The 23,289-nt window shown below is 53.1% G+C and carries 19 protein-coding genes; 10 read left to right on the top strand and 9 right to left on the bottom strand.

The window, feature by feature from the left end:
• Positions 1–96: 96 nt before the first annotated feature.
• Both JFL75_RS08625 and ilvE read right to left on the bottom strand, forming a co-directional pair.
• On the bottom strand, positions 97–1,722 hold the full coding sequence (locus tag JFL75_RS08625) for an InlB B-repeat-containing protein (RefSeq protein ID WP_215626280.1): 1,626 nt from the start codon (positions 1,720–1,722) through the stop codon (positions 97–99).
• A gap of 367 nt (positions 1,723–2,089) precedes the next feature.
• The gene (gene ilvE, locus JFL75_RS08620; RefSeq protein WP_215626279.1) at positions 2,090–3,175 is read right to left on the bottom strand and encodes a branched-chain-amino-acid transaminase; all 1,086 of its coding nucleotides are present in this window, start codon (positions 3,173–3,175) and stop codon (positions 2,090–2,092) included.
• A 736-nt stretch (positions 3,176–3,911) separates the two neighbouring features.
• Here ilvE and ychF point away from each other — a divergent pair.
• From ychF to JFL75_RS08605, 3 genes are all read left to right on the top strand, one after another.
• Positions 3,912–5,021 (top strand): redox-regulated ATPase YchF, encoded by a 1,110-nt coding sequence (ychF, locus tag JFL75_RS08615; protein WP_215626278.1) that lies wholly within the window; start codon positions 3,912–3,914, stop codon positions 5,019–5,021.
• Between the two features lie 12 nt (positions 5,022–5,033).
• Entirely contained in the window at positions 5,034–5,591 is a 558-nt protein-coding gene (locus tag JFL75_RS08610) for an HD domain-containing protein (protein ID WP_215626277.1), read from the top strand.
• 139 nt (positions 5,592–5,730) lie between these two features.
• Positions 5,731–6,204, top strand: coding sequence for a cyclic nucleotide-binding domain-containing protein (locus JFL75_RS08605; RefSeq protein WP_215626276.1), 474 nt, complete (start codon positions 5,731–5,733; stop codon positions 6,202–6,204).
• Positions 6,205–6,260: 56 nt separating this feature from the next.
• Here the strand turns inward: JFL75_RS08605 and JFL75_RS08600 are convergent, their stop codons facing one another.
• Genes JFL75_RS08600 through JFL75_RS08590 form a run of 3 tightly spaced genes read right to left on the bottom strand, consistent with a single transcriptional unit; the run spans position 6,261 to position 10,559 of the window.
• A complete protein-coding gene (locus JFL75_RS08600; RefSeq protein ID WP_215626275.1) occupies positions 6,261–7,694 on the bottom strand; it encodes a lactate racemase domain-containing protein in 1,434 nt (477 codons plus the stop codon).
• Entirely contained in the window at positions 7,691–8,617 is a 927-nt protein-coding gene (locus tag JFL75_RS08595) for an NAD(P)-dependent oxidoreductase (RefSeq protein WP_215626274.1), read from the bottom strand. The genes JFL75_RS08600 and JFL75_RS08595 overlap by 4 nt, the downstream gene beginning before the upstream one ends.
• Entirely contained in the window at positions 8,595–10,559 is a 1,965-nt protein-coding gene (locus tag JFL75_RS08590) for an alkaline phosphatase family protein (RefSeq protein ID WP_215626273.1), read from the bottom strand. The genes JFL75_RS08595 and JFL75_RS08590 overlap by 23 nt, the downstream gene beginning before the upstream one ends.
• A 324-nt stretch (positions 10,560–10,883) precedes the next feature.
• Here JFL75_RS08590 and JFL75_RS08585 point away from each other — a divergent pair, with 324 nt between their 5' ends.
• Both JFL75_RS08585 and JFL75_RS08580 read left to right on the top strand, forming a co-directional pair.
• Positions 10,884–11,636 carry a GntR family transcriptional regulator gene (locus tag JFL75_RS08585; RefSeq protein WP_215626272.1) on the top strand — a complete coding sequence of 251 codons (753 nt, stop codon included), beginning with the start codon at positions 10,884–10,886 and terminating at the stop codon, positions 11,634–11,636.
• Between the two features lie 11 nt (positions 11,637–11,647).
• A complete protein-coding gene (locus JFL75_RS08580) occupies positions 11,648–12,313 on the top strand; it encodes an HAD family hydrolase (protein WP_215626271.1) in 666 nt (221 codons plus the stop codon).
• Between the two features lie 30 nt (positions 12,314–12,343).
• Here the strand turns inward: JFL75_RS08580 and JFL75_RS08575 are convergent, their stop codons facing one another.
• Positions 12,344–13,246: a sugar phosphate isomerase/epimerase family protein gene (locus tag JFL75_RS08575; protein ID WP_215626270.1), complete on the bottom strand. Its 903-nt coding sequence runs from the start codon at positions 13,244–13,246 to the stop codon at positions 12,344–12,346.
• Positions 13,247–13,639: 393 nt separating this feature from the next.
• Here JFL75_RS08575 and JFL75_RS08570 point away from each other — a divergent pair, with 393 nt between their 5' ends.
• The 4 genes from JFL75_RS08570 (at position 13,640) to JFL75_RS08555 (ending at position 18,302) form a co-directional block, all read left to right on the top strand.
• Positions 13,640–14,521: a carbohydrate ABC transporter permease gene (locus tag JFL75_RS08570; protein WP_215626269.1), complete on the top strand. Its 882-nt coding sequence runs from the start codon at positions 13,640–13,642 to the stop codon at positions 14,519–14,521.
• A complete protein-coding gene (locus JFL75_RS08565) occupies positions 14,521–15,342 on the top strand; it encodes a carbohydrate ABC transporter permease (protein ID WP_215626268.1) in 822 nt (273 codons plus the stop codon). The genes JFL75_RS08570 and JFL75_RS08565 overlap by 1 nt, the downstream gene beginning before the upstream one ends.
• A 58-nt stretch (positions 15,343–15,400) precedes the next feature.
• Positions 15,401–16,747, top strand: coding sequence for an ABC transporter substrate-binding protein (locus tag JFL75_RS08560; protein ID WP_215626267.1), 1,347 nt, complete (start codon positions 15,401–15,403; stop codon positions 16,745–16,747).
• Positions 16,748–16,865: 118 nt separating this feature from the next.
• Complete coding sequence (locus tag JFL75_RS08555) at positions 16,866–18,302, top strand: NAD(P)/FAD-dependent oxidoreductase (RefSeq protein WP_215626266.1); 1,437 nt, start codon at positions 16,866–16,868, stop codon at positions 18,300–18,302.
• Positions 18,303–18,386: 84 nt separating this feature from the next.
• Here JFL75_RS08555 and JFL75_RS08550 read toward each other — a convergent pair whose 3' ends face one another.
• The 3 genes from JFL75_RS08550 to JFL75_RS08540 all read right to left on the bottom strand — a co-directional run bounded on the left by JFL75_RS08550 (position 18,387) and on the right by JFL75_RS08540 (position 22,689).
• Entirely contained in the window at positions 18,387–20,210 is a 1,824-nt protein-coding gene (locus JFL75_RS08550; RefSeq protein WP_215626265.1) for a phosphoenolpyruvate carboxykinase (GTP), read from the bottom strand.
• Between the two features lie 686 nt (positions 20,211–20,896).
• The gene (locus JFL75_RS08545) at positions 20,897–21,277 is read right to left on the bottom strand and encodes a hypothetical protein (RefSeq protein ID WP_223292801.1); all 381 of its coding nucleotides are present in this window, start codon (positions 21,275–21,277) and stop codon (positions 20,897–20,899) included.
• Positions 21,278–21,432: 155 nt separating this feature from the next.
• The gene (locus JFL75_RS08540) at positions 21,433–22,689 is read right to left on the bottom strand and encodes an ABC transporter substrate-binding protein (RefSeq protein ID WP_215626263.1); all 1,257 of its coding nucleotides are present in this window, start codon (positions 22,687–22,689) and stop codon (positions 21,433–21,435) included.
• 65 nt (positions 22,690–22,754) lie between these two features.
• Here JFL75_RS08540 and JFL75_RS08535 point away from each other — a divergent pair, with 65 nt between their 5' ends.
• On the top strand, positions 22,755–23,228 hold the full coding sequence (locus tag JFL75_RS08535; RefSeq protein WP_215626262.1) for a hypothetical protein: 474 nt from the start codon (positions 22,755–22,757) through the stop codon (positions 23,226–23,228).
• Positions 23,229–23,289: the final 61 nt, after the last annotated feature.

Below are 23,289 nucleotides of genomic sequence, written 5' to 3'. Positions count from 1 at the left end.
GTGGAAAATCACCACAGTAATACGATTCGTAAGGCAAATAGTGTGGGGTACTCTTCGCAAAAACCCCGGAAAGCAGCTGCTTCCCGGGGGTATTCATTAGTTGGCCGCGGTATTCCCCGTAGGGGTCCTCCAGTCAACTTCAAACCACATGGTGCCGGCTTCCACATTGGGATCGGCGCCGTCTTTGCCAGGCTGCACCGGTGTGGTCATTGAGCCGCCAAACTGGCCCGAACTGTTTCCTCCAGCGGCGTAGAGCCGTCCGTCGGTGGTCACCGCCAATGTGTACTTTTTCCCTGCCGCCGCATAGGCAACGTTGTTCATAACTTTGACGGCCCTGGATTGGTTTGCGGTACCGCTGAGGCCAAGTTTATTGTCGGCGCCTCCGCCGGCTGCCCACAGGGTCCCGTCGTTTTTAAGGAACAGGACATGGTCCGTACCCATGGCAATGGTATTCACACCGGTTATATTCTGGTTCATGCCGCCGGAGGTTTCCTGTGCCCGGGTAAAAGTATTCCGGTTGGTTGTATCTCCCAGGGACAGTTTTCCGGTGTCGTTATTTCCTGTGGAATAGACATTGCCATTTTTCGTTAGGATCATGGTATAGTCGCTGTTTCCGGTGAATACCGCCGCGATACTGTCGGATGTACCTATGGCCTGAACCGCACTGGTTTTATTTATCATAAATCCATCTTCAAGATTGCTTCCGCTGCCGGTTCCCAGGGAACCGTATTGATTGATCCCGGCGGCGTACAGACCGCCGGATTTGGTCACCAGCATGGTATAGGAACTGCCGATGTCCCCGGAAACCACATTGTTCATGTAGCCAACACGCTTCGGAGCGACCAAGTTGGTACCGTTTTCAAATCCCAGGGATCCTCTCTCATTGCTGCCCGCCACCCAGTAGTTTCCGTTTTTCGTGATGTACCCGGTGTGCTGCGTACCCGCTATTACCCTGACTATCGGGTCCGCGGGGTCGGGAAATCCTTCGGACTGGACCAATTGGGGAGAATTGACATAGATCGCGGTACTGTTGATGCCAAGCTTATAAAATGAATTATCGCCCCAGGCCCAGGGAGTTCCGTCCTTTTTGAGAATTACCGAGTGGTCAAACCGGGCGCTGGCCATGGCAACGTTGTCCGTAACGTAGGTAAAGCTGCTTTTGTCACCGCCGCCGCTGGTACCGAGCTGCCCGTCACCATTGGCCCCTGAAGCGTAAAGACTTCCATCCCCGGTGATAAGCAGGGAGAAATTATCCCCTACGGATACCATGGGATACACCGGTTCCCACTGAGCGTAGAGCGTTACCGGGCCGCTTCCCATGGTAAATTCACTACCCCCGGAATAATGGGTGCCCGTACCGTCTCTGCTGGTGTTCCATCCGTTGATCCGGTAGCCGACTTTATACAGATCGCCGGTCTCTGCCGCGGTAACAATATCCGTGCCTGACAGGTATTCCGCCGTATCGGAAGGCGCCTGCCCGGCGGTGTTTCCGTTTCCGTTGTAGGTTATACTATAGTAGCTCGGAACAGGGTCCGGATTATTCGGCTGTTCTCCATTGCCGTTTCCGTTACCATTATTGCTGTTTCCCCCGCCATTTCCATTGCCGCTTCCTCCGGGAATTTCTGCCGGGGAAGAAACCGGGGAACTGCATGCCGCGGTAAACGCGGCGGTAAGAAATAGAACAATCACCATAGCAAACAAAGCTAAATGATTCTTCTTCATGATTAACCTCTTCTCTAAGCCCACTTAAAACATGTGTTTTATGGCTGCTCGAATAAACTGACTAAACTAGTCAGGTATATTGTAAAAAAATAAACCAAAAAATAATAATGCCTTTTATTCAACAATATTATTGTTTATTTATTTAGTAATATATCGGTGTAAATAAAAAATATCAATAGAAAATCAAATAGATTTAAAAAATCTAATATATCTATTGTAGTGTATTTTACATTTTCATATATATTATTTTAAATATACAACAAAATCTATTTAAAGTAAACAAAAAACGAAAAAATGTCATTCTCAATACATAAAAAAGCCCGGATCATTCCGGGCTTTTATAGACGGCGGGAGCTTCAGGAGAAATTTATACCACCTTTACCATCCAGCCTTTGGTATCTTCAAGAACCCCGTATTGGATCCCTTTGAGGGTGTCCCTGAGCTTTGCGCTCAGATCTCCGACCTTACCGTTGTTGAAGACGATTTTTTTGCCGTTATAGGTCAGGGATTCGATGGGGGTAACCCCGGCGGCTGTCCCGGTGACAAAGCACTCCGCGCCATCGGCGAATACCTCATCCACGGAAATTTTGCGTTCGGAGGTTTTTACGTTTATATCACGGGCCAGTTCTATGATGCTGGACCGGGTTATCCCCGGAAGTATGGTATCACCCAGTTCAGGCGTAACCAGTTCGCCGGACTTTAAATAGAAGAAAATGTTGCTGGAAGAGCCTTCTTCAAAGTATTTCCGGTCGGTGGCGTCCAGGAACACACATTCCATGAACCCGCCTTTATGGGCTTCCTCACGGGCGAGGGCGGAAATAACGTAGTTTGAGGCTGCCTTGATCCAGCCGGTTCCCTTTGGGGTGGCTCTTATCCGCTCGGTGACCACGGCTTCCGATTTGCCCCCGGAAAAATAGGAGCTTACCGGGGTGGTTACGATAATAACCCAGGGCGCTTTTGAAAGGGAAACCCCGACACCCCCTTCTGAATAGGAAAAGGGCCGCATATAGACCGAATCGGCGTTCATGAAGGAGTCTTTTTCCCATTCGCTCTTGTAATGGGGGCGGAATCCAAGGCCGGCGTTCCGTTTAACCGTCTCGACACAGGCTTTTACGAACATGTCCGCCGGGAAACCGGGCATCATGAGGCCTTCCATGGAATTGAAGAACCGTTCCCCGTTTCTGTCGGGCCGGAAAATCGCCAGTCCGCCGTCCTTCTGGGGAAGGGCCTTGAGTCCCTCAAAGCAGCCGAGGCCGTACTGGGTGGTGTAGCTTACCAGGGGCATATCGTCATAGAAATTGCGGGATTCCGAGAGTTTCGCGTAATCCCCCTCGCTCATGCCCGCTTCTTCTTCCGGAGTTTTATGAGATTTTTCCAAATACTCCTCACTCCAAGCCTTGCCAGCGTATTTTGCCCGGTAAACCACTGGGTAGCTGTCCAATGAAAAACCCATATCAGCCTCCTGGTGTCGTTCCCCTGAATGTCAGGGTTTTTAATAATACTTAAGTCGCTTTAAGTATACTATATATTTAATAGTACCGCAATATATTAGGAAAAACAAGATGAGGGGGAGCACCGAGTCTTCCAATCCGGAAAGCACCCGTGTTTACCGGTTCCGCGGGTCCTGTCGTATAAAATGGGGATTGGCTCCTCGTCGGCCTTCGGCCTAGAAAGTCGCTCAATCCCCATTTTATACGACACCCGGCGTTACCATTCTGGCCGGGTGCTTTCCGGCTTAAACCGGCTCGGTGCCGCCCGGTCAAGAGGGCTGCTCCCCCTGGCTCCAGCCTCCTCGCGGCAAATCTTTCAGATTTGCCCCTCCGGGGGCTTCCGCTACCCCCACTTCAGGTTCCTGGGTAGGGGCCCATTTACTCTCGAATCAGTGACCTGTACAATACCTACCGAAACGCAACACACCATCCAGCCCCTCCGCAAAAGCAGGGTACCTGCGGTATCTACGGATCAGCGGCAAAGAAGCATGGGCCGTATCGGTAACACGGGGTGCCGCAGTACTAAGGGTATGAGCGACTTTCGAGGCCGCAGGCCGACGAGGAGCCATACCCTTAGTACTGCGGCAGGACCCCCGGACCCGTTACCCCCATGCTTCTTTGCCGGATAATACCGTATACCACAGGCGCCCTGACCGCCCCCAGTGTTGACCAGGAAGTTGCCGGTCCGTACAATGGCGTATGGCTTTAAACTGCGGTATCGTTGGACTCCCGAATGTGGGAAAGTCCACTATTTTTTCTGCCCTCAGCTCGGCACCGGCGGAAGCGGCTAATTACCCCTTCTGTACTATCAATCCCAATGTGGGGATCGTCAACGTACCGGATAGCCGGCTTACCAGGCTGTCCGGCATCTTCAGTCCAAAACGGACCATTCCGGCAGCCGTTGAATTCGTGGATATTGCGGGCCTTGTAAAAGGCGCGTCAAAAGGGGAGGGACTCGGCAACCAGTTTCTGTCCCATATCCGGGAAGTGGGGGTCATCGCCCAGGTCGTCCGGTGTTTCGACAATCCCGATGTGGTCCATGTGGAAAACAAAGTGGACCCGGAATCGGATATGGAAACGATCAATATCGAATTGGCCCTGGCGGATCTCGATACGCTGCTAAAACGGCGCGACCGGGCGCAGCGGACCCTCAAGGTCCAGGCCAAGGACCAGCAGAAGCTGGCGGAACTGGCCATCGCCGCCCTGGACAAAATCCAGCCCGCCCTTGAGGACGGAAAACCCGCCCGGTCAGCGGGTCTGAGCGACGATGAAAAATCCGCGGTATACGACTGCCACTTCATAACTATGAAGCCCCAGCTCTACGTCTGCAACGTGGACGAAGAGGGAATGCGGAACGGCAACGCCTACGTGGATTCGGTAAAGAAACGGGCCCAGGCGGAAGGTTCGGAAGCGGTGGTTATCTGCGGAAAATTCGAAGCCGAACTTGCGGATATTGAAGACGAAGAGGAAAAACTTGCCTTCCTCAGCGAACTGGGTCTGGAGGAATCCGGGCTGAGCGCCCTGATTCACGCCGCCTACCGGCTTCTGGGTCTGCGGACTTTCTTTACCGCCGGTGAGGATGAATGCCGGGCCTGGACCATCCACGCCGGTGATACCGCCCCGAAGGCCGCCGGGGTGATTCATACGGATTTTGAGAAAGGCTTTATTAAGGCCGAGGTTTATTCTTTTGAGGATATTGTCCAGTACGGGAGCGAGGCTAAAATCAAGGAAGCCGGCAAATACCGTATCGAAGGAAAAGAATACACCGTCCAGGACGGCGATGTGATGTTCTTTAAGTTTAATGTATAGCGGAGTATAACCATGGCACCTACCAGAACGGAAGCGGAACAATTGTGGCGGCAGTACAACAGCGACGAAGCCCTGTGGCGGCACGCTCTTTCGGTGGAAGCCGCCATGCGGCATTTTGCTGAAAAAAACGGCGAAGATGCCGATGTCTGGGGAATTGTGGGTCTGGTTCACGATATTGATTATGAACAGTTTCCCCAGGAACACTGCGTTAAGGCCCGTCCCATTCTGGAGGACGCCGGCTGGCCGGAAGAATATATCCGCGCTGTGGTCAGCCACGGCTGGGGGCTGGTAACCGATGTTGAACCTCTTACGGCCATGGAAAAAACACTCTATGCCGTGGATGAACTCACCGGGTTTATTTCCGCCTGCGCTCTGGTGAGACCCTCAAAAAGCGTCATGGACCTCGAGGTAAAATCCGTAAAGAAGAAATGGAAAACCCCGGCGTTCGCCGCGGGGGTCAGCCGGGAAGTTATTGAAAACGGCGCGGACCGGCTGGGCCTTTCCCTGGACGATCTTATCGGCGAAACTATCCTGGCCATGCGGAAGATCGCCCCTGCCATCGGTCTGTAATACCTTCCGGGTGTGTGGTTCAGCATAACGATACCTTTTTGAAAAATGGTTTTTCTTCGTTTAATGAACAATTTTGAATAATTTTTTCTTGACTAATACCCGATAGGGATTCAATATTATAGTAAGGAAAAGCTGTATAATGGTTGAGTCTTCGGCTTTACAAAAGTATTCTTTATTCGGTGGTCTTCTGGAAAACCAGATCGATACAATACAGCCTCTCATGGAACTTGAACACTACGGGCCCGGGGACGATATTATCCTGGAAGGGGAGCGGAACGATAAAATCCGTTTCGTTATCGAAGGCCGGGTAGCGGTTATTAAAGCAAATCTTACCTTGTTTGAATTCGGCGAAGGGGATGCCTTCGGCGAAATGGAAGTTCTTGATGTGATGCCTTCGGCCGCCACGGTCCGGGCTATCACCGCAACCAAGGTCATGTCCATATCAAACCGGTCTCTCAGGGAAATCTACAAAAGAGACATGGCCGCTTTTTCAATTATCATTATGAATCTTGCCCGGGATCTTTCCCGGCGCCTGCGCCGTATGGATGAGTGGCGGTGCAACGCCTGGAATGGTGAAGGCGCCCCCGAAATGCCCGGACCAAAACGGAAATAAGACGGCACCGCCGAAGCAATCCAGGCATATTGCTGTCCGCAATATGCCTGTTTTTTTTACTTCATACAAAGATGAACCGCGGCGGTTTTAAACGTCCGCGGAAGCGCGAGAATATTCGGTTTGTCCCCGGTGTATTTTTTCATCGTATCCGCCAGAGCTTCCTCAAAGGTAGCCCTGGTTTTCATTCCCATACCCCGGGCGTATCCCGGCTCGATGGCGCCGACAATATACATTGCGGCGGTATTCATTTCCGCGATATGGCCGCAGGCAGTCATGGAAAAGGCATGGAACGGGTGGTAGCAGTAGTTGTACCGGTATTTGTCGATGTATTCCTGGTTCCGGGCGAAATACTCGTTGTAGAGTTCAATGTCCGGCAGCACATTGTTGTAATCATGCTGAAACAGTTCATAGGTTGCCCGGTACGAAGGGAATTCCTCTTCGTGGAAATACCCGTTGCACAGGGATGAACAGATAACCACACACCGGTCGCTGAGAATCCGCTTGTGGCGGATTACATTGGCGGAAATTGCCTGCAGCATCAGAATAGGATTGGTGCCCATGCCGTTCCCGTAATGGAATTCCTGGGGCATACCGAACACAAGGACATCGTATTTTTTGTCGGCCCAGGGTACATAGGTGCGCTTGTCCGCCACTTCCCAGCTGGCGGGCTGCATCTCGGCGGCGTATCCGGAAAATACCGCGATCTGATTCGCCTTGGTATCCAGTACCGCGTCGCAGCAGAAAAACTTTTTCCCCATACACTTTTCCATGTACATACCGATGGCGTCGAATTTTGAACGCATCTGACTTTTCCCCGAAACCGGGGTAAAATCGGCGCCGTGCATCACCGCCGTGTTGTGGTGGGAGCCGATGCTTTTCCAGTGGGTTATTCCGGTGGTGCAGTGTTTGTAACCACCGGAGTAACCGCCGTAGGGATTCCCCATGGTGTGTCCGATGAGAACCGCGATATCCGCGTCATACACGGTTTTGTTCATGATGACCGGATCCCCGAGTTCATCCTTGCCGAGGTCTATGAGATTGTCCCAATCCTCGCTGTCATGGTTGACGATCTGCCCGGAGAACCAGAAATCGTGGAACACTGCATCCCCGAGGAGACTCCGGATTTCCTGTTTTGTATTTTTCCGGTGGAGCCCGTTGGAGCAGATGAGGGTGATGTCTTTTTTTTCCACCCCCGCGGTCAGCAGTTCCTTAATGATAAGGGGAATCGCTACCTTGCGGTGGGATGTGGCCTGGAATCCGCCCTTTACCTTATCAGGGAAAATAATCGAGACCTTCATTCCTTTTTTTGCGGTTTTGGACAGCGGTTCCATACCCATGGGATTGCGGATTGACCGGAGGGTTTCCTCTTCGAGTTTTTCCAGCGGGATGTGGGGCGGGTCGGGAACGGTTTCGCCGGGAACAAAAACATCCGTATAGTCCGGCAGTTCCGCGTCCATCAGACCCGATCCGTATTCAAAAGATAATTTCATGGCAGCCTCCTATGGTCTTTTTGGTAGAGTTTCTCAAATAAATGAACCAGCGCGCTGGTATCGAGGTTTCCCATGCCGCTGGCATGGCCCAGCTGGTTGTATGTCTGGACCGAGGATGAAATAATCGACGGCGCGTCCGCCGCTTTGGCCATTTCCAGGGCGAACCGGGCGTCCTTTATAAGCAGATCTACCGTAAAGGTGGGGTTGTCGAAATTTTCATCCACTATATTTTTTCCCACTTCCTTGAACAAGCCGCTGACCGTCGCGGCACCGCTGTTAGCGACGGTTTCGTAGAATATTTTCCGGTCGATCCCGACATGATCCGCGATGGCCAATGTTTCGCAGGTAACCGCGTTGATGGCTGAGAACATCATCTGGTTGAGCAGCTTCAGCGCGTTTCCCGCGCCGGACTCTCCCACATGAATGGCTTCCCGGGCAAATGCCAGCAGCACGGGCCGGACGTAATCCAGCACAGCGCTGTCCCCTCCGGTGGGGAGCAGCCACTTGCCCGCCGCGGAGGGCCGTCCGAGAATCGGGCAGTCAAGATACGCCGCCCCCCGTTCGGCGGTCCGCCGGGCATTCGTTTTTGTTGTATCGGGATCTACCGTACTGGTATCCACTAGTACGCTGTCCGGTGACAGCCCTTCGTACATACCCGCTTCCCCGAAAAGCACTGTCTCAATCTGAGCCGGTCCCGGGAGGGACATAATGATTACGGCGCATTCTTTTGCCAGCGCCAGGGGCGACGGAGCCGTACCGGCGCCGTTATCCCGGGCCCACCGGAGGGCCTCCGGAAAGGCGTCGAATACCGTTACGCTCCGTCCCTGCTCAATCAGTTTTGATATAATACACTTGCCCATATTTCCGGCGCCGATGACACCGATGGTTCCAATTGGTTTGTCAGATCCTGTCCATGATATCATACATGACACCTCCTTCTGCGTCCTTGGGAACCGGAATCCCCAGCAGACGGGCCACCGTGGGCGCGATATCAATAATCCGCCCCACGTTGGGGCGTTCATACGCCGGAAGTCCGGCCCCTGATAAAACCATCACCGCGTGCATGTCCGGTTCCGAGGGCAGGCACAGGTGTACCCCGGTAAAGTTCCTGCCAAGTACCGCCTGCTCCATGAGTTCGGGGTTCGCGGTTATCCGCTCTGTCCCGTCCCGGTATTTTACGCCCACCCGGTAGATAAACGGATGGGACATGTACCCCGGTTTCCAGGCGTATACCACATCGCCGACCCGGTCGAGTCCGTCCTTCCGGTTCTGTACGATGCCGAGGGTGGCGGCTTCCCTCCGTGTACAGGCTATGGCCACCGCCGACTCTCCTGTCTCGGGGTTTGTGATTCCGTAGAGTGCCCGGATTATTTTCTGCTGGACCTTTTCGTAATCCTCCGGCTCGACAATACCCTGAGGATCCCGTCCCTTGAGGTTGATGAAGATATGGGCATGGCACGGCTCGAGGGGGTGGCAGGATGTTTCGGACCAGTCGATGGAAAGGTTTGACGGATCGTCGGTGGTCAGGTCAAGGATATACTTGAGCAGTCCGGCCCGGCTGAGCCATTCCTTTACATAGGGATTCCAGTCCAGATGGGTAAATCCGTGATCCGAGACAACGGCGACAATGGTTTCCTCCAGGTTAATAGCTTCAAGGATAGTCCCTATGTTGGCGTCAACCTGGCGGTAGGTTTCGCGGATACATTCCATGCACCAGTCCGCTTTGGCGGGATCATATACCCGGGACTTCGGAACAATTCCCGCGTAGAGCATGTGCTGGATATGGTCTATGGTCCCGACCCAGCTGTAGGCCATATCCCATTCCCGGTGTTCCAGGGTGTAGCGGGTAGCCTTTCCCCACCATTCGGCGTGGCGGCGGAGCTGGTCCATGTATACTTCCGGCGGAATCCACTGGTCCATACAAGCCCAGGGATCATCCACCTCCATGTAAACCCCGGCGTGCTCTTCAAGCTCACCGGTCATGGATTCGGGGATCGTATAGGTATCGGCGGTGTTGACCGCCGACTGGTACAGCTTTATACAGGATCCGTCGGGAGAAATATCTATGAGCTGGAAGTAAAACCGTCCGTCCCGGTTTTTATCCCTGGCGTCGAAGTTTTTCGTTATCCATGGCCCGATGCCGCCCTTTTTGAGTTTTGAAACCGCGGACCCGCAGTCCTTCCGTTCGCAGACGAGGACCGTATCGTACCCCGCGCCTTCGGCGGTCATCAGAACCTGCATACCGTATCCCTTCACGTATGTGGGAGGGACGGTAATGGGGAATTCCAGCGGCGGCAGCTTTGACGGCGGAAGGTTTACCCATCCCTCAGCGGGAGATGGTTTTACAATTACCGCCCTGCCGGGAATCTGGTTGCAGGCAAACCGTTCCGTGGCGAAGAGCGCGCTGGACGCCACATCCCACAGGGGCATATAGAAATACCTGAAGGGCGGATTGAGGGCGGCGCCGATCTGGGTACTGCCGGGATCCCTGACCGCCCCGATGGGGAAGGTGACCGGCCAATTGATCAGAGCCGTTTTGAGACCTTCCCGTTCTCCCACTTCCCAGAGTGTTTCCGCCAGAAGCATATTCCTGTCAAATGACGTATGCCAGTGGTCCAGTTCTTCCCCGGGCAGTTTTACCATAAGGCTCGGGATACCAGCGGTTCCGCAGCCCGCGCCGGTGACAATCGCTGACCAGCCGGCGGCTGTAAGGGGCGGAAAAATGGTTTCCACCCTGGAGAAAACCCCGCTGTCCATAAGTTTTTTAAAATTGGGCATGACCCCTTCCGCGGAAAATTTCTTAAGCAGGTCCGGCATGGCCGCGTCAAGCCCGAGGAACAGTATTTTTTTTCGTTTGGTTCCCATTCAGCCTCTCCCCATACTTGATATTAATAGTAATTGGTATTATATTGAATACCAGAATAATACCAAAAAAATAGTTAAATCCCCGGAGGAATTTAACTAGAATACCATTTCTGTATGATATTCCGTAAAAAATGAATTGTCAACAAAAAATACGGCAATTCACGGGAATGTATTTTTAATGGGATGGGAAAACCCGCTGGATCGGGATTATGCAATTTTGTTGTCAATTTAAAACAACCATGCTACTTTATGGAGTTACCGAGTTTACACAACACCGTAACGTTCACAGCATGGCATTTTATATAAATAAGGGGATTTGAAAATATGCTGTATCCTGGTAACGGCAAGCCTTTATTTGAACAATTCATTGATATTATCCAGCAGAAGATAATCAGCGGAGAATACAAGCCGGGGCAGCAGCTTCCCAGTGAACGGGATCTGGCGGAATTATACGGTCTCAGCCGGGTTACCATCCGCAACGCAATCAACAACATGGTTGCCGAAGGTATCCTGACCCGCAGGCACCGGAAAGGCACCTATGTGGCCAATAAAAAAATAGAACATTCCCTTGGGCAGCTTATCGGCCTCATCGAGGAACTTGCCCAGAAACATATGGATATTGAAATAACGGTCCTCGAAAGCGGCATTGTGCCCGTACCCCAGTCAATCCTAAACAAACTGTCCATTCAGAATGATACCAAGGTCTATAAAGTCGCCCGGCTCGTATCCACGGGAAAGGAACCCCTGGCCATCGATTACGGGTATCTGCCTTCCAACATTTTTTACCTCATGCCCGAGTATGATCCGAAAACGGGAATGATTTATACCATGCTTGAAAAACGGGGCTACAAAATTTCCACCGCGGACCAGATAATCCGGGCGGACTCTCCCGCGCCGCCTGAAGCTGCCAGACTCGGCGTTTCCCCGTCGTCTCCGGTGCTTGTCCTTGAGCGGACGGTGTATGTAGAAGGCGGCGGCCCGATAACCTACAGCAAAACCATCTACCGGGCGGACCGGTATGAATACGACGTAACCCTCAAGCGCTATCCCGTTGCGCTCGACGCGATACCTGAATGAAAGGCGCCGCAGTGAAACCTTACAAAGCCGTTATTTTTGATTTTGACATGACCATCGCCGATTCGGAAGCGGCTATCCTCCACTGCCTTTATCTGACGGCGGACCATTTTTCCTATCAACCCATGGCGCCTGAACAGATCCGGCCGGTCATCGGGAATATTCCCGAAATAATGCTCGAACACATCACCGGGGAAAAAGATCCGGAGAAGCTGCGGGAAATGAAAAACTGGTACCGGCAGATCAGCGCCGAAAAAATGAGCGGTATGATTACTTTTTTCCCCGGTGTCAGGGAAGGGCTGAAGCGGCTGCAGGGAGCCGGGATCAGAACCGGAGTGGTATCTTTAAAACTGTATGAGCTGATGCGGGTTCCCCTGGAACGGGACGGCATACTTCCGTTTCTCGATAAGATTTACGGGCTGGACCAGGTGGCGGCCCATAAACCGGATCCCGAAGGATTGGTCCGGATGGCCGCTGAATTCAATCTTGAGAAAGGAGAAGTCCTCTATACCGGCGACAGCCTGGTGGACCAGAAAACCGCGGAAAACGGCGGATTTGATTTTGCCGCCATGCTTCTGGGCGCAACCTCCCGGGAACAGTTTCTCCGGAGCGGGCCTATGGCTGCGGCTTTCTCATCATTCGGGGAACTCACCGCGGCGGTTCTCCAGGACCCGGCCTGACGGCGCAAGGCCGGTTCCCGGTGTGCCGTCCTACTGCGCCAGAGATACCAGGTACCGCGCCACCGACACCGAAAACCTCAATGCTTCATCAATCAGTTCTTCGGGCATACGCTGGGTAAACCGGTGTATCTCATAGGTAAAGTCCCCGTCATACCCGATTTCCTTGAGTACCTTCATGAGCCGCGGCCAGTCTATCAGTCCCGCAAAGGGCAGGGTGTGATCATCCAGCACGCCATTGTTGTCATTGACGTGCAGCGCCTTTAACCGTTTACCCACAAGCTTCAGGGCCTGCTCCTGGTTCAGCGCCATTTCGTTGGCGTGGCCGAAGTCCCAGCAGATTCCCACATTCGGGAAATCCCTCGCCAGGCTGTCCACCAATTCCAGGAGTTCATCCAGTCCGCCGGTATAGCGCCGGGCGCCCCGGCTGTTTTCGTCGCTGGAAAAATCAAAAAGATTTTCGATCGCGATACCGGTACCGTTTTCCGCGGCCAGCTCCAGATGGGGCTTGAAGTATTCGATATTCGCCCGGAGGGATTCCCGCGCGCTCGGCGAATCCGGAATGGTTCCGGCGTGGATAACCACCCACTTAACAGAAAGTTTACCCGACGCGATTACCGACCGCCGGACCATCTCCTCCCGGAATTCCCGGTCCGTCAGGGAATGATCCAGAACGTTGTAAAATGGAGCGTGGGACTGGTTGGCGGCAATATGGTTTTCCGCCAGGACATTTTTCGTTTCCTCAACCCAGTCCATCCAGGAATCGCCGTTGATTTCAATTCCGTTTTCGTACAGATGCAGGTGTATGGCATGGCAGAAATTGATATCCACCGCGTCGAAACCAGCGGCGGCGAATTTTGGAATACTCCGGATTATAGGCACATAGGTTTTATTCGGCCTGTCTCTCCATGATCCTGTGGTGGTTGAAATCAGCATTTTTTTACCCTCACTTGTTACATCCGGTTAACTATACCGGTACGTCAGAATCCTAGATGCGAAAAAATGAAATGTCAACGAAAAAAAATATTGCATCCCCGGCGGGCTGCGGTTCTTTCCATACTTTTGCCGCTGCTGGCGGAAAACCGGTTTTCCCGGAAGGCCCGGTTTTCCGGATAGTTTCCGCCCACAGCCCAGCGGCGGGGAAAATTTTCACCTCGGAAAAATAATAAAGCTTGACAAAATAAAAAAACCGGTCGTACTATGATTTCTGTTAGACAAATTTGATAAATGGTCTGATATAGTGTGCCGGTACACTATATTTTTTTTGGTTTTTTCTGGTTTGCAATTAAATACCAGATGGATACCAGAGATTGTCCGATGGGGGCATTGATGAATAAAAAAAACAGTCTGGGAATATACAAAACCTTTGATATGATTGAACCATACCTGTATCTTCTCCCGGCCTTTGTCCTGTTCTGCCTTTTTATTTTCTTCCCCTTCTTCAAAACCCTGTATCTCAGTGTTTCCCAGACAAACCCGACCGGGGAAGTCATTAATTTCGTCGGCCTGAAGAACTATATCCGGATCTTTACCAGCCCCGATTTTTATAACAGCCTCTATGTCTCGTTCAAGTACAGCGCCATGATTGTGGTCTTCACCATTTCCATTGCCCTTGTCCTGGCGCTTCTGGCCAACGAAAACATACCGGGGAGAAAAGTATTCAGAACCGTTTACGCCATGCCCATGGCAATCTCCGCTTCTGCGGCGTCCCAGATATTCCTGATTCTGTACCACCCCACGGTGGGGCACCTTAACTATCTTCTGGGAACCGAAATCGGCTGGCTTACCAACGCAAAATGGGCGCTCCCGTCGGTTGCGGCGGTGACAATCTGGATGCAGCTCGGTCTCAATTTTATTTTTATACTCGCGGCGCTCCAGGGTGTCCCCGCGGAACTGTATGAAAGCGCGGAGCTGGACGGGGCCGGTTTTTTCAGAAAGCACTGGAAAATAACAATTCCCTGTATTTCCCCGACGCTGTTTTTTCTTTTGGTCATTGACGTGATCAATTCGCTGCAGTCCTTCGCGCAGATCAGGCTCATGACCGAGGGCGGCCCCAAGGGCAGCACCAACGTAATTGTGTACGAAATTTATACCCAGGCTTTTTACAACAGTCGTTTCGATCTGGCCACCAGCCAGTCGGTGGTGCTCTTTTTAATCCTGTTAATTCTTACCCGCATTCAGTTCAAAATTGAGAGGAAGGTGAATTACTGATGAAACAGAAACTGCTGTCGAAAACAATCTTTCTGACCCTGAATATCATTTTCGCTTTTATCATAGTTATTCCCGTTCTGTACTGTGTGGATATAAGTTTTATGACCCAGAAGGAACTGTTTTCGTATCCGCCCCGTTTTCTGCCGCAGTCGATCCATTTTGATAACTACCGCAACGCCCTGCGCATGGCGCCGTTCCCGCGGTTTATCCTCAACTCATTTATCGTTTCCACAACGGTTATGATCGGACAGCTGCTGACCGGTTCCCTGGCGGCATACGCGTTTTCCATACTCCGCTTTAAAGGGAAAAATCTATTATTCAATCTCATGCTCTGCACCATGATGATTCCGGGGCAGGCGATAATTATTTCCAATTACCTCACCATCGCTTCCTGGCGGTTGACCGATACCTACTTCGCGCTGTTCCTGCCGTACCTCGCGACGGCCTTCGCGGTGTTTAATATGCGCCAGGCGTTTCTCCAGCTTTCGACGGAGATACGGGAAGCCGCTGTTATTGACGGGTGCAGGAACTTCCGTTTCTTCTGGCAGATAGCCATTCCCCTGGTCAGGCCCCAGCTGGGAGCGCTGGGGATTTACGTTTTCCTGAACAACTACAACCAGTATCTGTGGCCGCTGCTGGTCACCAACAAGGCTGCCATGCGGACGGTCCAGGTCGGTGTCGCCAGTCTCCGCCTAGAGGTAGCCAACTTTGGGATGATCCTGGCGGGGGTTACCATCATTCTGATTCCGTCGATTCTGATATTCCTCATTGGTCAGAAACAGCTGATTTCGGGACTTACCGCCGGAGCCATAAAAGGCTAGACCGGATTTTGTACGGCCATGGCGTTATGCCATTAATTTATAATACGGAGGATCGGAAATGAAAAAAGGAAGGTGCGTTGTTCTGTCCATTGTTTCAGTTGGGCTGATTTGTCTCGCGCTGGGCTCGTGTTCGGGCGGTAAGGATAAAACCGGCAGTTCGGAGGGCAAGCCCCAGGAGATAACATTCTGGGTCGCCAATATCGGCGGGGAATCCACCATTGAACTCCTGGACAATTTCAACAAGCGGCAGAATGAAATCAAGGTCAATTATGAATTCCAGGGCAACTACAATGATATAATCACCAAACTGAAAGCGGCTATTCAGAGCAAAGCGGATCTGCCCGACCTGTGTATTATTTACGGTATCGGTACGCGGTTCATGGCGGATTCCGGGGTGGCGATTCCTATCCAGGAATACATCGATTCAACGGGATTTGATTTTAAAGGCAACGTATCGCCCCTGGCGGCGGCGTTCTACGCGGTAAACGGCATCCAGTACGCCATGCCCTTCGCTGTTTCGACTCCTATTCTTTATTATAACAAAGACGTGTTTAAAGCCGCCGGCCTGGATCCAGAAAAACCGCCCAGGACCTACGCGCAGATCGCGGAATACGCGAAAAAGATCCAGGATTCCGGGGCCAGCCGGTACGGGTATTCCCAGTCGATTTACAGTTACCTCTTTGAGCAGCAGATGTATACCCTGGGAGAATATTTCCTGAACAATGAAAACGGCCGCGCCGCGCCGGCGACGAGGACCGATTTTGACCGGAACGGCGGCGGGGTCAAACTGTTTACCATGTGGAATGATTTCTACAAGCAGCCCTGGTTTGTGAACTACGGGGCCACCACCACGGATACCCCCTCCGCGTTCTACGCCGGCCAGATCGGTATGATGATTGAATCGACCGCGCTGGTGGGCGCCGCGGAACGGAGCAGCGCGTTCCAGGTAGGAACCGGGCCGTATCCGGTACTGGAAGAAAATGACCGCGGCGGGGTATGCGTCAGCGGCTGTTCCGTATGGATGCTCCAGAATAACGACAAGGCCCGGGCCGACGCGGCCTGGAAATTCCTGGAATACACCACCGAGCCGGAAGTACAGGCGAAATTCAGCCGGGGTACAGGCTATACGGCCTTCAACCCGAAATCCTATGAACTTCCCGAAATGGTGCAGTTCCTCCAGGATAACCCCAATTACAAGACCGCCGTTGACGCCCTCAACAATACCCGGGTCAACAACTACACCGCCGGGGTTTCCTCCGCGGTACAGCCCGAGGCGCGGTCCGCGTTTAATAAAGTTATTGAGCGGATGTATGACGGTGAATTGACTCCCACGCAGGCGGTAGACCAGCTGGCCGCGACGATCAACCAGGCTTTGGATGACTACAACGCGTCCATAAAAAAGTAGGTTTCAGCGGCGGACCAACCGGCCTGCCCCGGCAGGCCGTATCCGGAAAACTCTTTTCTTTTTCCGCTACCCGGTCCCGAACTCCGGTCCGGGCAGTTTTTTGGCCGGACCGTTTTTTATGTATGATGTAGCAATAATCGGCTGCGGCATAATAGGCGCCGCGGCGGCGTATGAACTTTCCCAATATGAAGTTTCCGTACTGGTTTTGGAACGGCACAGCGATGTCGCCATGGGCACAACCAAAGCCAACAGCGCCGTGCTTCACGCCGGCTTTGACGCTCCTCCGGGCAGCCTTGAGGCAAAACTCAACCTCGAAGGAATCCGCCTGGCCCGGGAACTGTGCGCGGAACTCGATGTCGAACGGAGGGAACTTCCCACCTTTGTCTTGGCCTTTGATGAACGGGAGATCGGCGAGCTGCGGATGCTGTACCGCCGGGGAATTGCCAACGGGACCGACGGGATCCGAATCATAGACCGTGATGAGGCGTTGCGTCTCGAACCGAACCTCAACCCGGATCTTATTGCGGCGCTGTACGCTCCGGGCTCGGCAATCGTCAATCCCTGGGAGTACGCCATCGCTTTGGCGGAAACAGCGGTCCGGAACGGGGTTTCCCTGCGGCTTAATTCGGAGGTAACCGCTATTGAAAAGAACCGGGACAGTTTCCGTCTAACCGCGAAGGATCATGAATTTTTTTCCCGGTATGTTGTCAACGCGGCAGGCTGCTTCTCCGACCGGGTCCACCGGATGGCCGGCGGCAGCGGATTCAGCCATACGAATTTTGCCGGTCAGTACCATGTGCTGGATAAGAACCAGGGTGGAATCATTAATTCCATAGTTTTCCCCTGCCCGGATGAACACGGGTTTAAGGGAATCCTGGTGGCTCCCACGGTTCACGGCAACCTGATCGCCGGACCCGACGCGTATCAGGTTTCGGACGGGTCCGATACGGCGACCACCGCGGAAGGGCTCGAGGGACTGATCAGAGAGGCGCACCGTCTCGTTCCCGGTATCGATTTTTCACAGGTTATCAGGCAGTACGCCGGGGTCCGGCCGAACACGGAAATCCCCGATTTCATAATCGGCGAGTCGCCGTTCTGCGGGAATTTTATCAACCTCGCGGGAATCAAATCACCGGGGTTATCCGCTGCCCCGGCGATCGCAAAAACGCTTGCTGATTGTCTGAAAAAATGCGGACTAACCCTGCGCCCCAAAAAAGAATTTACCCATACCCGGAGGCGGATCAGATTCCGCGGTCTTGACCTCGCGGAAAAGGACCGCCTGGTCCGGGAAAATCCCGCCTATGGAAACATTGTATGCCGCTGCGAAATGGTAACCGAGGGGGAAATTCTGGACGCTCTCCGGAGGCCCATCGTTCCGCGGTCGATAAACGCCGTAAAGCGCCGCTGCGATGCCGGACTGGGCCGGTGCCAGGGAGGCTTCTGCACATCCCGGATTTTAAACATTATGGCAGAGGAATTTGGTATTTCTCCCCTGGATATTTCCCTGGAGAATAATGATTCCCGGCTGCTCTGCGGAGAAATAGGGATTAAATAAAAAGGGCTTCATACCGGCCAGCGGTACAAAGCCCTTTCATGCTTTTTAATGAACAGCCGCGGAGGGCTGCATCAGGTATACTGTTTACGCGTTGTTAAGCCGGCCTTCGATGGCTTCCAGTTCCGCGGACAATTCCTTGGGCAGTTTGTCCCCGAACTTGGGATAGTGGTTCGCCCGGATGTCGGCGATTTCCGCTTTCCATCCTTCGATATCCACGGTCAGGAGTTCCTTCATGTCACTATCAGTCACACCATCAGGCCGTGAAATGGCATCCATAGTAGGCATAAACCCAATGGGGGTTTCCACCGCCTTGCCGGTGCCGGCGCAGCGTTCGAAGACCCATGCCAGAACCCGGGAGTTTTCGCCGTAGCCGGGCCAGATGAATTTTCCCTCCGCGTTTTTGCGGAACCAGTTGACGAAGAAAATCTTGGGCAGCTTGCTCTCGTCGCCTTTTTTGCCGATGTTGATCCAGTGCTGGAAATAGTCACCCATGTTGTAGCCGCAGAAGGGCAGCATGGCAAAAGGATCCCTCCGCACGGTTCCGACCTTGAGGTCCAGGGCCGCGGCGGTAATCTCGGAACCGACGATGGAGCCCATGAACACACCGTGTATCCAGCTCTTGGCCTGATTTACCAGGGGGATGGTTTTGGGCCGGCGTCCGCCGAAGAGGAACGCGCTGATGGGCACCCCGGCGGGATCTTCCCATTCCTTGGCGATACAGGGGCACTGCTTCGCCGGGCCGGTGAACCGCGCGTTGGGATGGGCAGCGGGTTTCTGTTCCTTGTTTCCCTTGTCCTGGACCCATTCATTGCCGTTCCAGTCAATCAGTTTGCCCGGTGCGTCGTAGCCGATACCTTCCCACCAGATGTCCTTATCTGCGGTGAGTGCCACATTGGTAAAGATGGTGTTTTTTTCGATGGTGTGCATGGCGTTGGGATTGGATTCCATGGAAGTTCCCGGCGCCACGCCGAAGAAGCCCGCTTCGGGGTTGATGGCGTAGAGCCGCCCGTCCTTGCCGAATTTCATCCAGGCAATATCATCACCCACGGTTTCGACTTTCCAGCCGGGGAGGGTGGGCACGAGCATGGCCAGGTTGGTCTTGCCACAGGCGGAGGGGAACGCGCCGGTGATAAACTTGCTTTCGCCCTGGGGGTTGGTTATTTTGAGAATAAGCATGTGCTCGGCGAGCCAGCCTTCATCCCGGGCCAGTACGGAGGCGATCCGCAGGGCAAGACACTTCTTGCCGAGCAGGGCGTTTCCGCCGTATCCCGAACCGTAGGACCAGATTTCCCGGGTTTCCGGGAAGTGGGAAATATATTTTTTGTCCAGTGGTGCGCAGGGCCACACTCCATTGTCGGATTCACCCTGGGCCAGGGGTTTGCCCACGGAATGGTAGCAGGGAACGAAATATCCGTCCGTGCCGAGGACATCGAGGACTTTCGCGCCGACCCTGGTCATGATGTGCATATTCGCCACAACGTAGGCGGAATCGGTGATTTCAACGCCGATTTTCGCGATATCGGAACCCACGGGACCCATGGAAAAGGGGATAACGTACATGGTCCGGCCTTTCATGCAGCCGGTGTACAGTTCCTTCATGGTTTTTTTGAGTTCCTTGGGATCAATCCAGTTATTGGTGGGACCGGCATCGATTTCCTTTTCCGAGGCAATGTAGGTCCGGTTTTCCACCCGGGCAACGTCGGAGGGATCGGAGCGGAACAGGACACAGCCGGGACGTTTCTCAGGATTTAACGGTGTGGCAAGTTTGCCGTCAACGGTAATCTTGATCATCCGGTCGTATTCAGCCTGGGTTCCGTCGCAGACTTCCACGGCGTCGGGAGTCATAAGAGCAACCGCTTCCTCGACCCATTTCTTGAGACCTGCGTGTTTAAGTTCTTGTACGTTCATTGGAGCTCCTTGTCTACGGACCTTTGGTCCGAAGGGTAACGTTTTTGAGCCTGGGATACAAATCCGCAGACAGCCTAAAAATTGCAGAGAGTTTCATGCACCGGGGTCTTTTTTAATCACAGATTATTTTAAAAGACCGGCAGCTACTTATAAAGTACAAAAATTATCGAAAAAACTCAAGTATTAAGGGGGGAGCACAGATTCTGACAAACCGGAAAGTACCCGGGTGGTACCGGTGCCGCGGGTCCTGTTGTATAAAAACGGGAATGGCTCCTCGTCGGCCTGCGGCCTCGAAAGTCGCTCATTCCCGTTTTTATACAACACCCGGCGTTACCATCACGGCCCGGGTCCTTTCCGGCTTAACCGGCTCTGTGCTGTCCGGTCAGGGAGGGCGGCTCCCCCTGGTTCCAGCCTCCTCACGGCAAACCTGAAAGGTTCGCCGCTCCGGGGGCTTCCACCACCCCCACATCCGGGTCCCTGGGAGAAAGGTGCCCTAACGGGTAAAGATTCAAACACTACCCATAACCGGCTGCACACACCCAGCACCTCCCGAAGAGCCGGCGCAGAAGCATGGTCCGTACCGGTAACGCAGGGTGTCACATGAAAAAAATACCGCTCCGCGGGATTTTTTTCATGTGACGGGACCCCCGGACCCGGCTTTCACCATGCTTCTGTGCCGGGCAAGCCTATGCTGTGAGATTGAAGAGGGCTCCCGCGGGAGCGCTGGGCCGGGGATTGTAGGGCATTACGGCATTCGCGGCCTGAGCCTGTTTGATCTGGTTTTCGTACTGTTCGATCAGGGCGTCAACCTGCTGGTCGGTCATGGTGTCCGCGGAATCCAGAGACATTCCGGGATTTTTCTTGATCTGCTGAAGCTGTTCAATAAGTACATCCAGGACCTTCAGCTTGGTAATGGTCACTCCCTGGACACCTTCCGGAGCGGGTGTTCCGGAAATATTTTTAAAATGGGAGTAAATATAGCTGGAAGGAGCCACCGGAAGGGACATTCTTCCCCTGCCTGCCATGCTGATGGCATAACCCATGCTGGGGAATGTTGTGTTGGGCATTACTATTCCACTCATCCTGCACCTTTGCCTGGGTAAAACAGAACCAGCGGATAAGAGCCGCCGAATTCTGCCGTACCTCTATATTAACTATCGGTACAGGAAGGAAATAGTTTAGTTTTTAGATATTTGGGCATGAAATTCCGCGGTTCCCGGACTTACCTGACCGGATTGAGCCGGTACCATTCTCCGATTCTCCGTTCCAGGGAACGAATGCTGGCCGGCGAGTCCGACCGTATACGGTCATTGAGGTAGGGCAGTATTACCCGGTCCTTCAGAGTCAGCCAGTCCCTGGGCAGAATATTGGGAGGCGTGAGGTAATCCTGGGGCGGCATATGTCCCAGCAGCAGCGGGTAGAACTGGGGATAGATCTGTTCGGTTACCGTTCTCAGGGCGGAAAAACCGTTTCCCACTCCAAAGTAGTTTTCGTTCATCCGGTTTTTCCTGCTGCTTTCCAGGATAAACCGCTGGGTTTCTTCAGTAAAAAACCACTGGGCAAAGGCCCTGGCCGCTCCCTTGGACTTGCTCTTTTTGTGTATGCCGTAGTAAACCGTACCTTCCGCCAGGGGAATGGTATTGCGGTTGGATACCCAGCGGAAGTCCAGATTTGAACGGACCTCCTCGGGAAGGGTAAAAAGATTGCTGCTTTTCATATATCCGAAAAGAATTCTGCCGGATGTGGCCAGTTTTGCTGGGGGATCGAAAAAGTATTTAAAAACGAAGTCATCCTCCGCCTGGATGCTCGTGTTGGCATTCTGAATCCAGTTCTGTATATACGCCACAGCCTGCTCGAGCGCCGCGGGGTCCCAGGCGAGGGGACTTCCTTCCCGGAAATTAGCCTTGAGCAGATCCGCAAGTACATAGAGGAATTCGTCGTTCCAGGAAGGCGAAAAACCCATCCTGGAATAAACGCCGTTCCGTTCGATATTGTAGGCTTTTCCCAGTTCCTGTATTTCCGAGATGGAAAGGACAAAGGGATTGTCCACCAGGCCGCTGTTTTCCCGGGAAAAAATAACCGCCGGTATGTTGAAGGAAACCGGAAGCAGGTACTGTTTTCCCTCTATTCTGCCCGGCGCAAGCAGGGCGGGGTAAAAGGAGCTTTCCTGGATGTTTCCGTTCCGGAACATGCTGTCCAGAGAAGCAAACAGGGACCGGGTGGAAGCGCTTTTCAGCCAGCTCCCCACCACAATATCCGGAAACTCCCCGGGAACTGCCTTGGAAAGGGCCTGCGCCGGGGACGGAAGGTACCGGGTTTCGATTTTGTACTGATTTTGAGCTGCGTTAAAATAGTCCGCGTAGACGGCAAATTCCGGCCTGTCGGTCCAGAGCACCGCTGTCCTTGATTCAAAAAAGCCGCAGGAAACAAACAGCGCCGAAACAACGGAGATGCCTGCAATGAGCATTAGTTTACGCATAAATGAATCCTATTGTCGCTGTTCCATGCTTGTCAATCCGTCAACGGCGGAGTATTATTATAACAATGCAGATACGAGATCCTGAAATAATCAGATTGATTGAACGCATTGGGGAACATTATAAAACAAATATCTCCAATCGTTTTATACGACCGGCGCTTCTCCAGCTTCCGCTGGAAAAGCAGTCCTGGGATTTAATCGAAATCCTCACGGAGAAAACCGAGCAGTACCGGTATCAGGGGTTCCATCTGGATGAATTGTACCGGCAGATTTCCGCCGCCGCCCGGTTTGTATCCATGGCCCGTAAGGAACTGGTTCCGACCCTGCGGAACCGCCTCAGCAGCAGTACCGGCGCTGACCGGGTCCTCCGGGATATGGCGGTGAACAACTTCGGTTCTAATTTACAGCTTTTTGCGGATCTCCTCAATGAACTGTACGTAAAACTGGTTGATCTGGATAAGAAAAATTCCCGGGGACACATGCCTTTGTACACTCAGATTCCCGAACTCCAGGACATCGGCAGACAGCTTGTGGGCTAGCTCCGGTATGGAGAAAACAGAAAAGCCGGCCAAAGGGCCGGCTTTTTTTGTCTGATCCCGG

It is taken from the genome of Breznakiella homolactica (assembly GCF_016616095.2).
Lineage (GTDB): Bacteria > Spirochaetota > Spirochaetia > Treponematales > Breznakiellaceae > Breznakiella > Breznakiella homolactica.
Note: the sequence above shows the minus strand (reverse complement) of the source record. Positions and strands in the feature narration are given on the sequence as shown.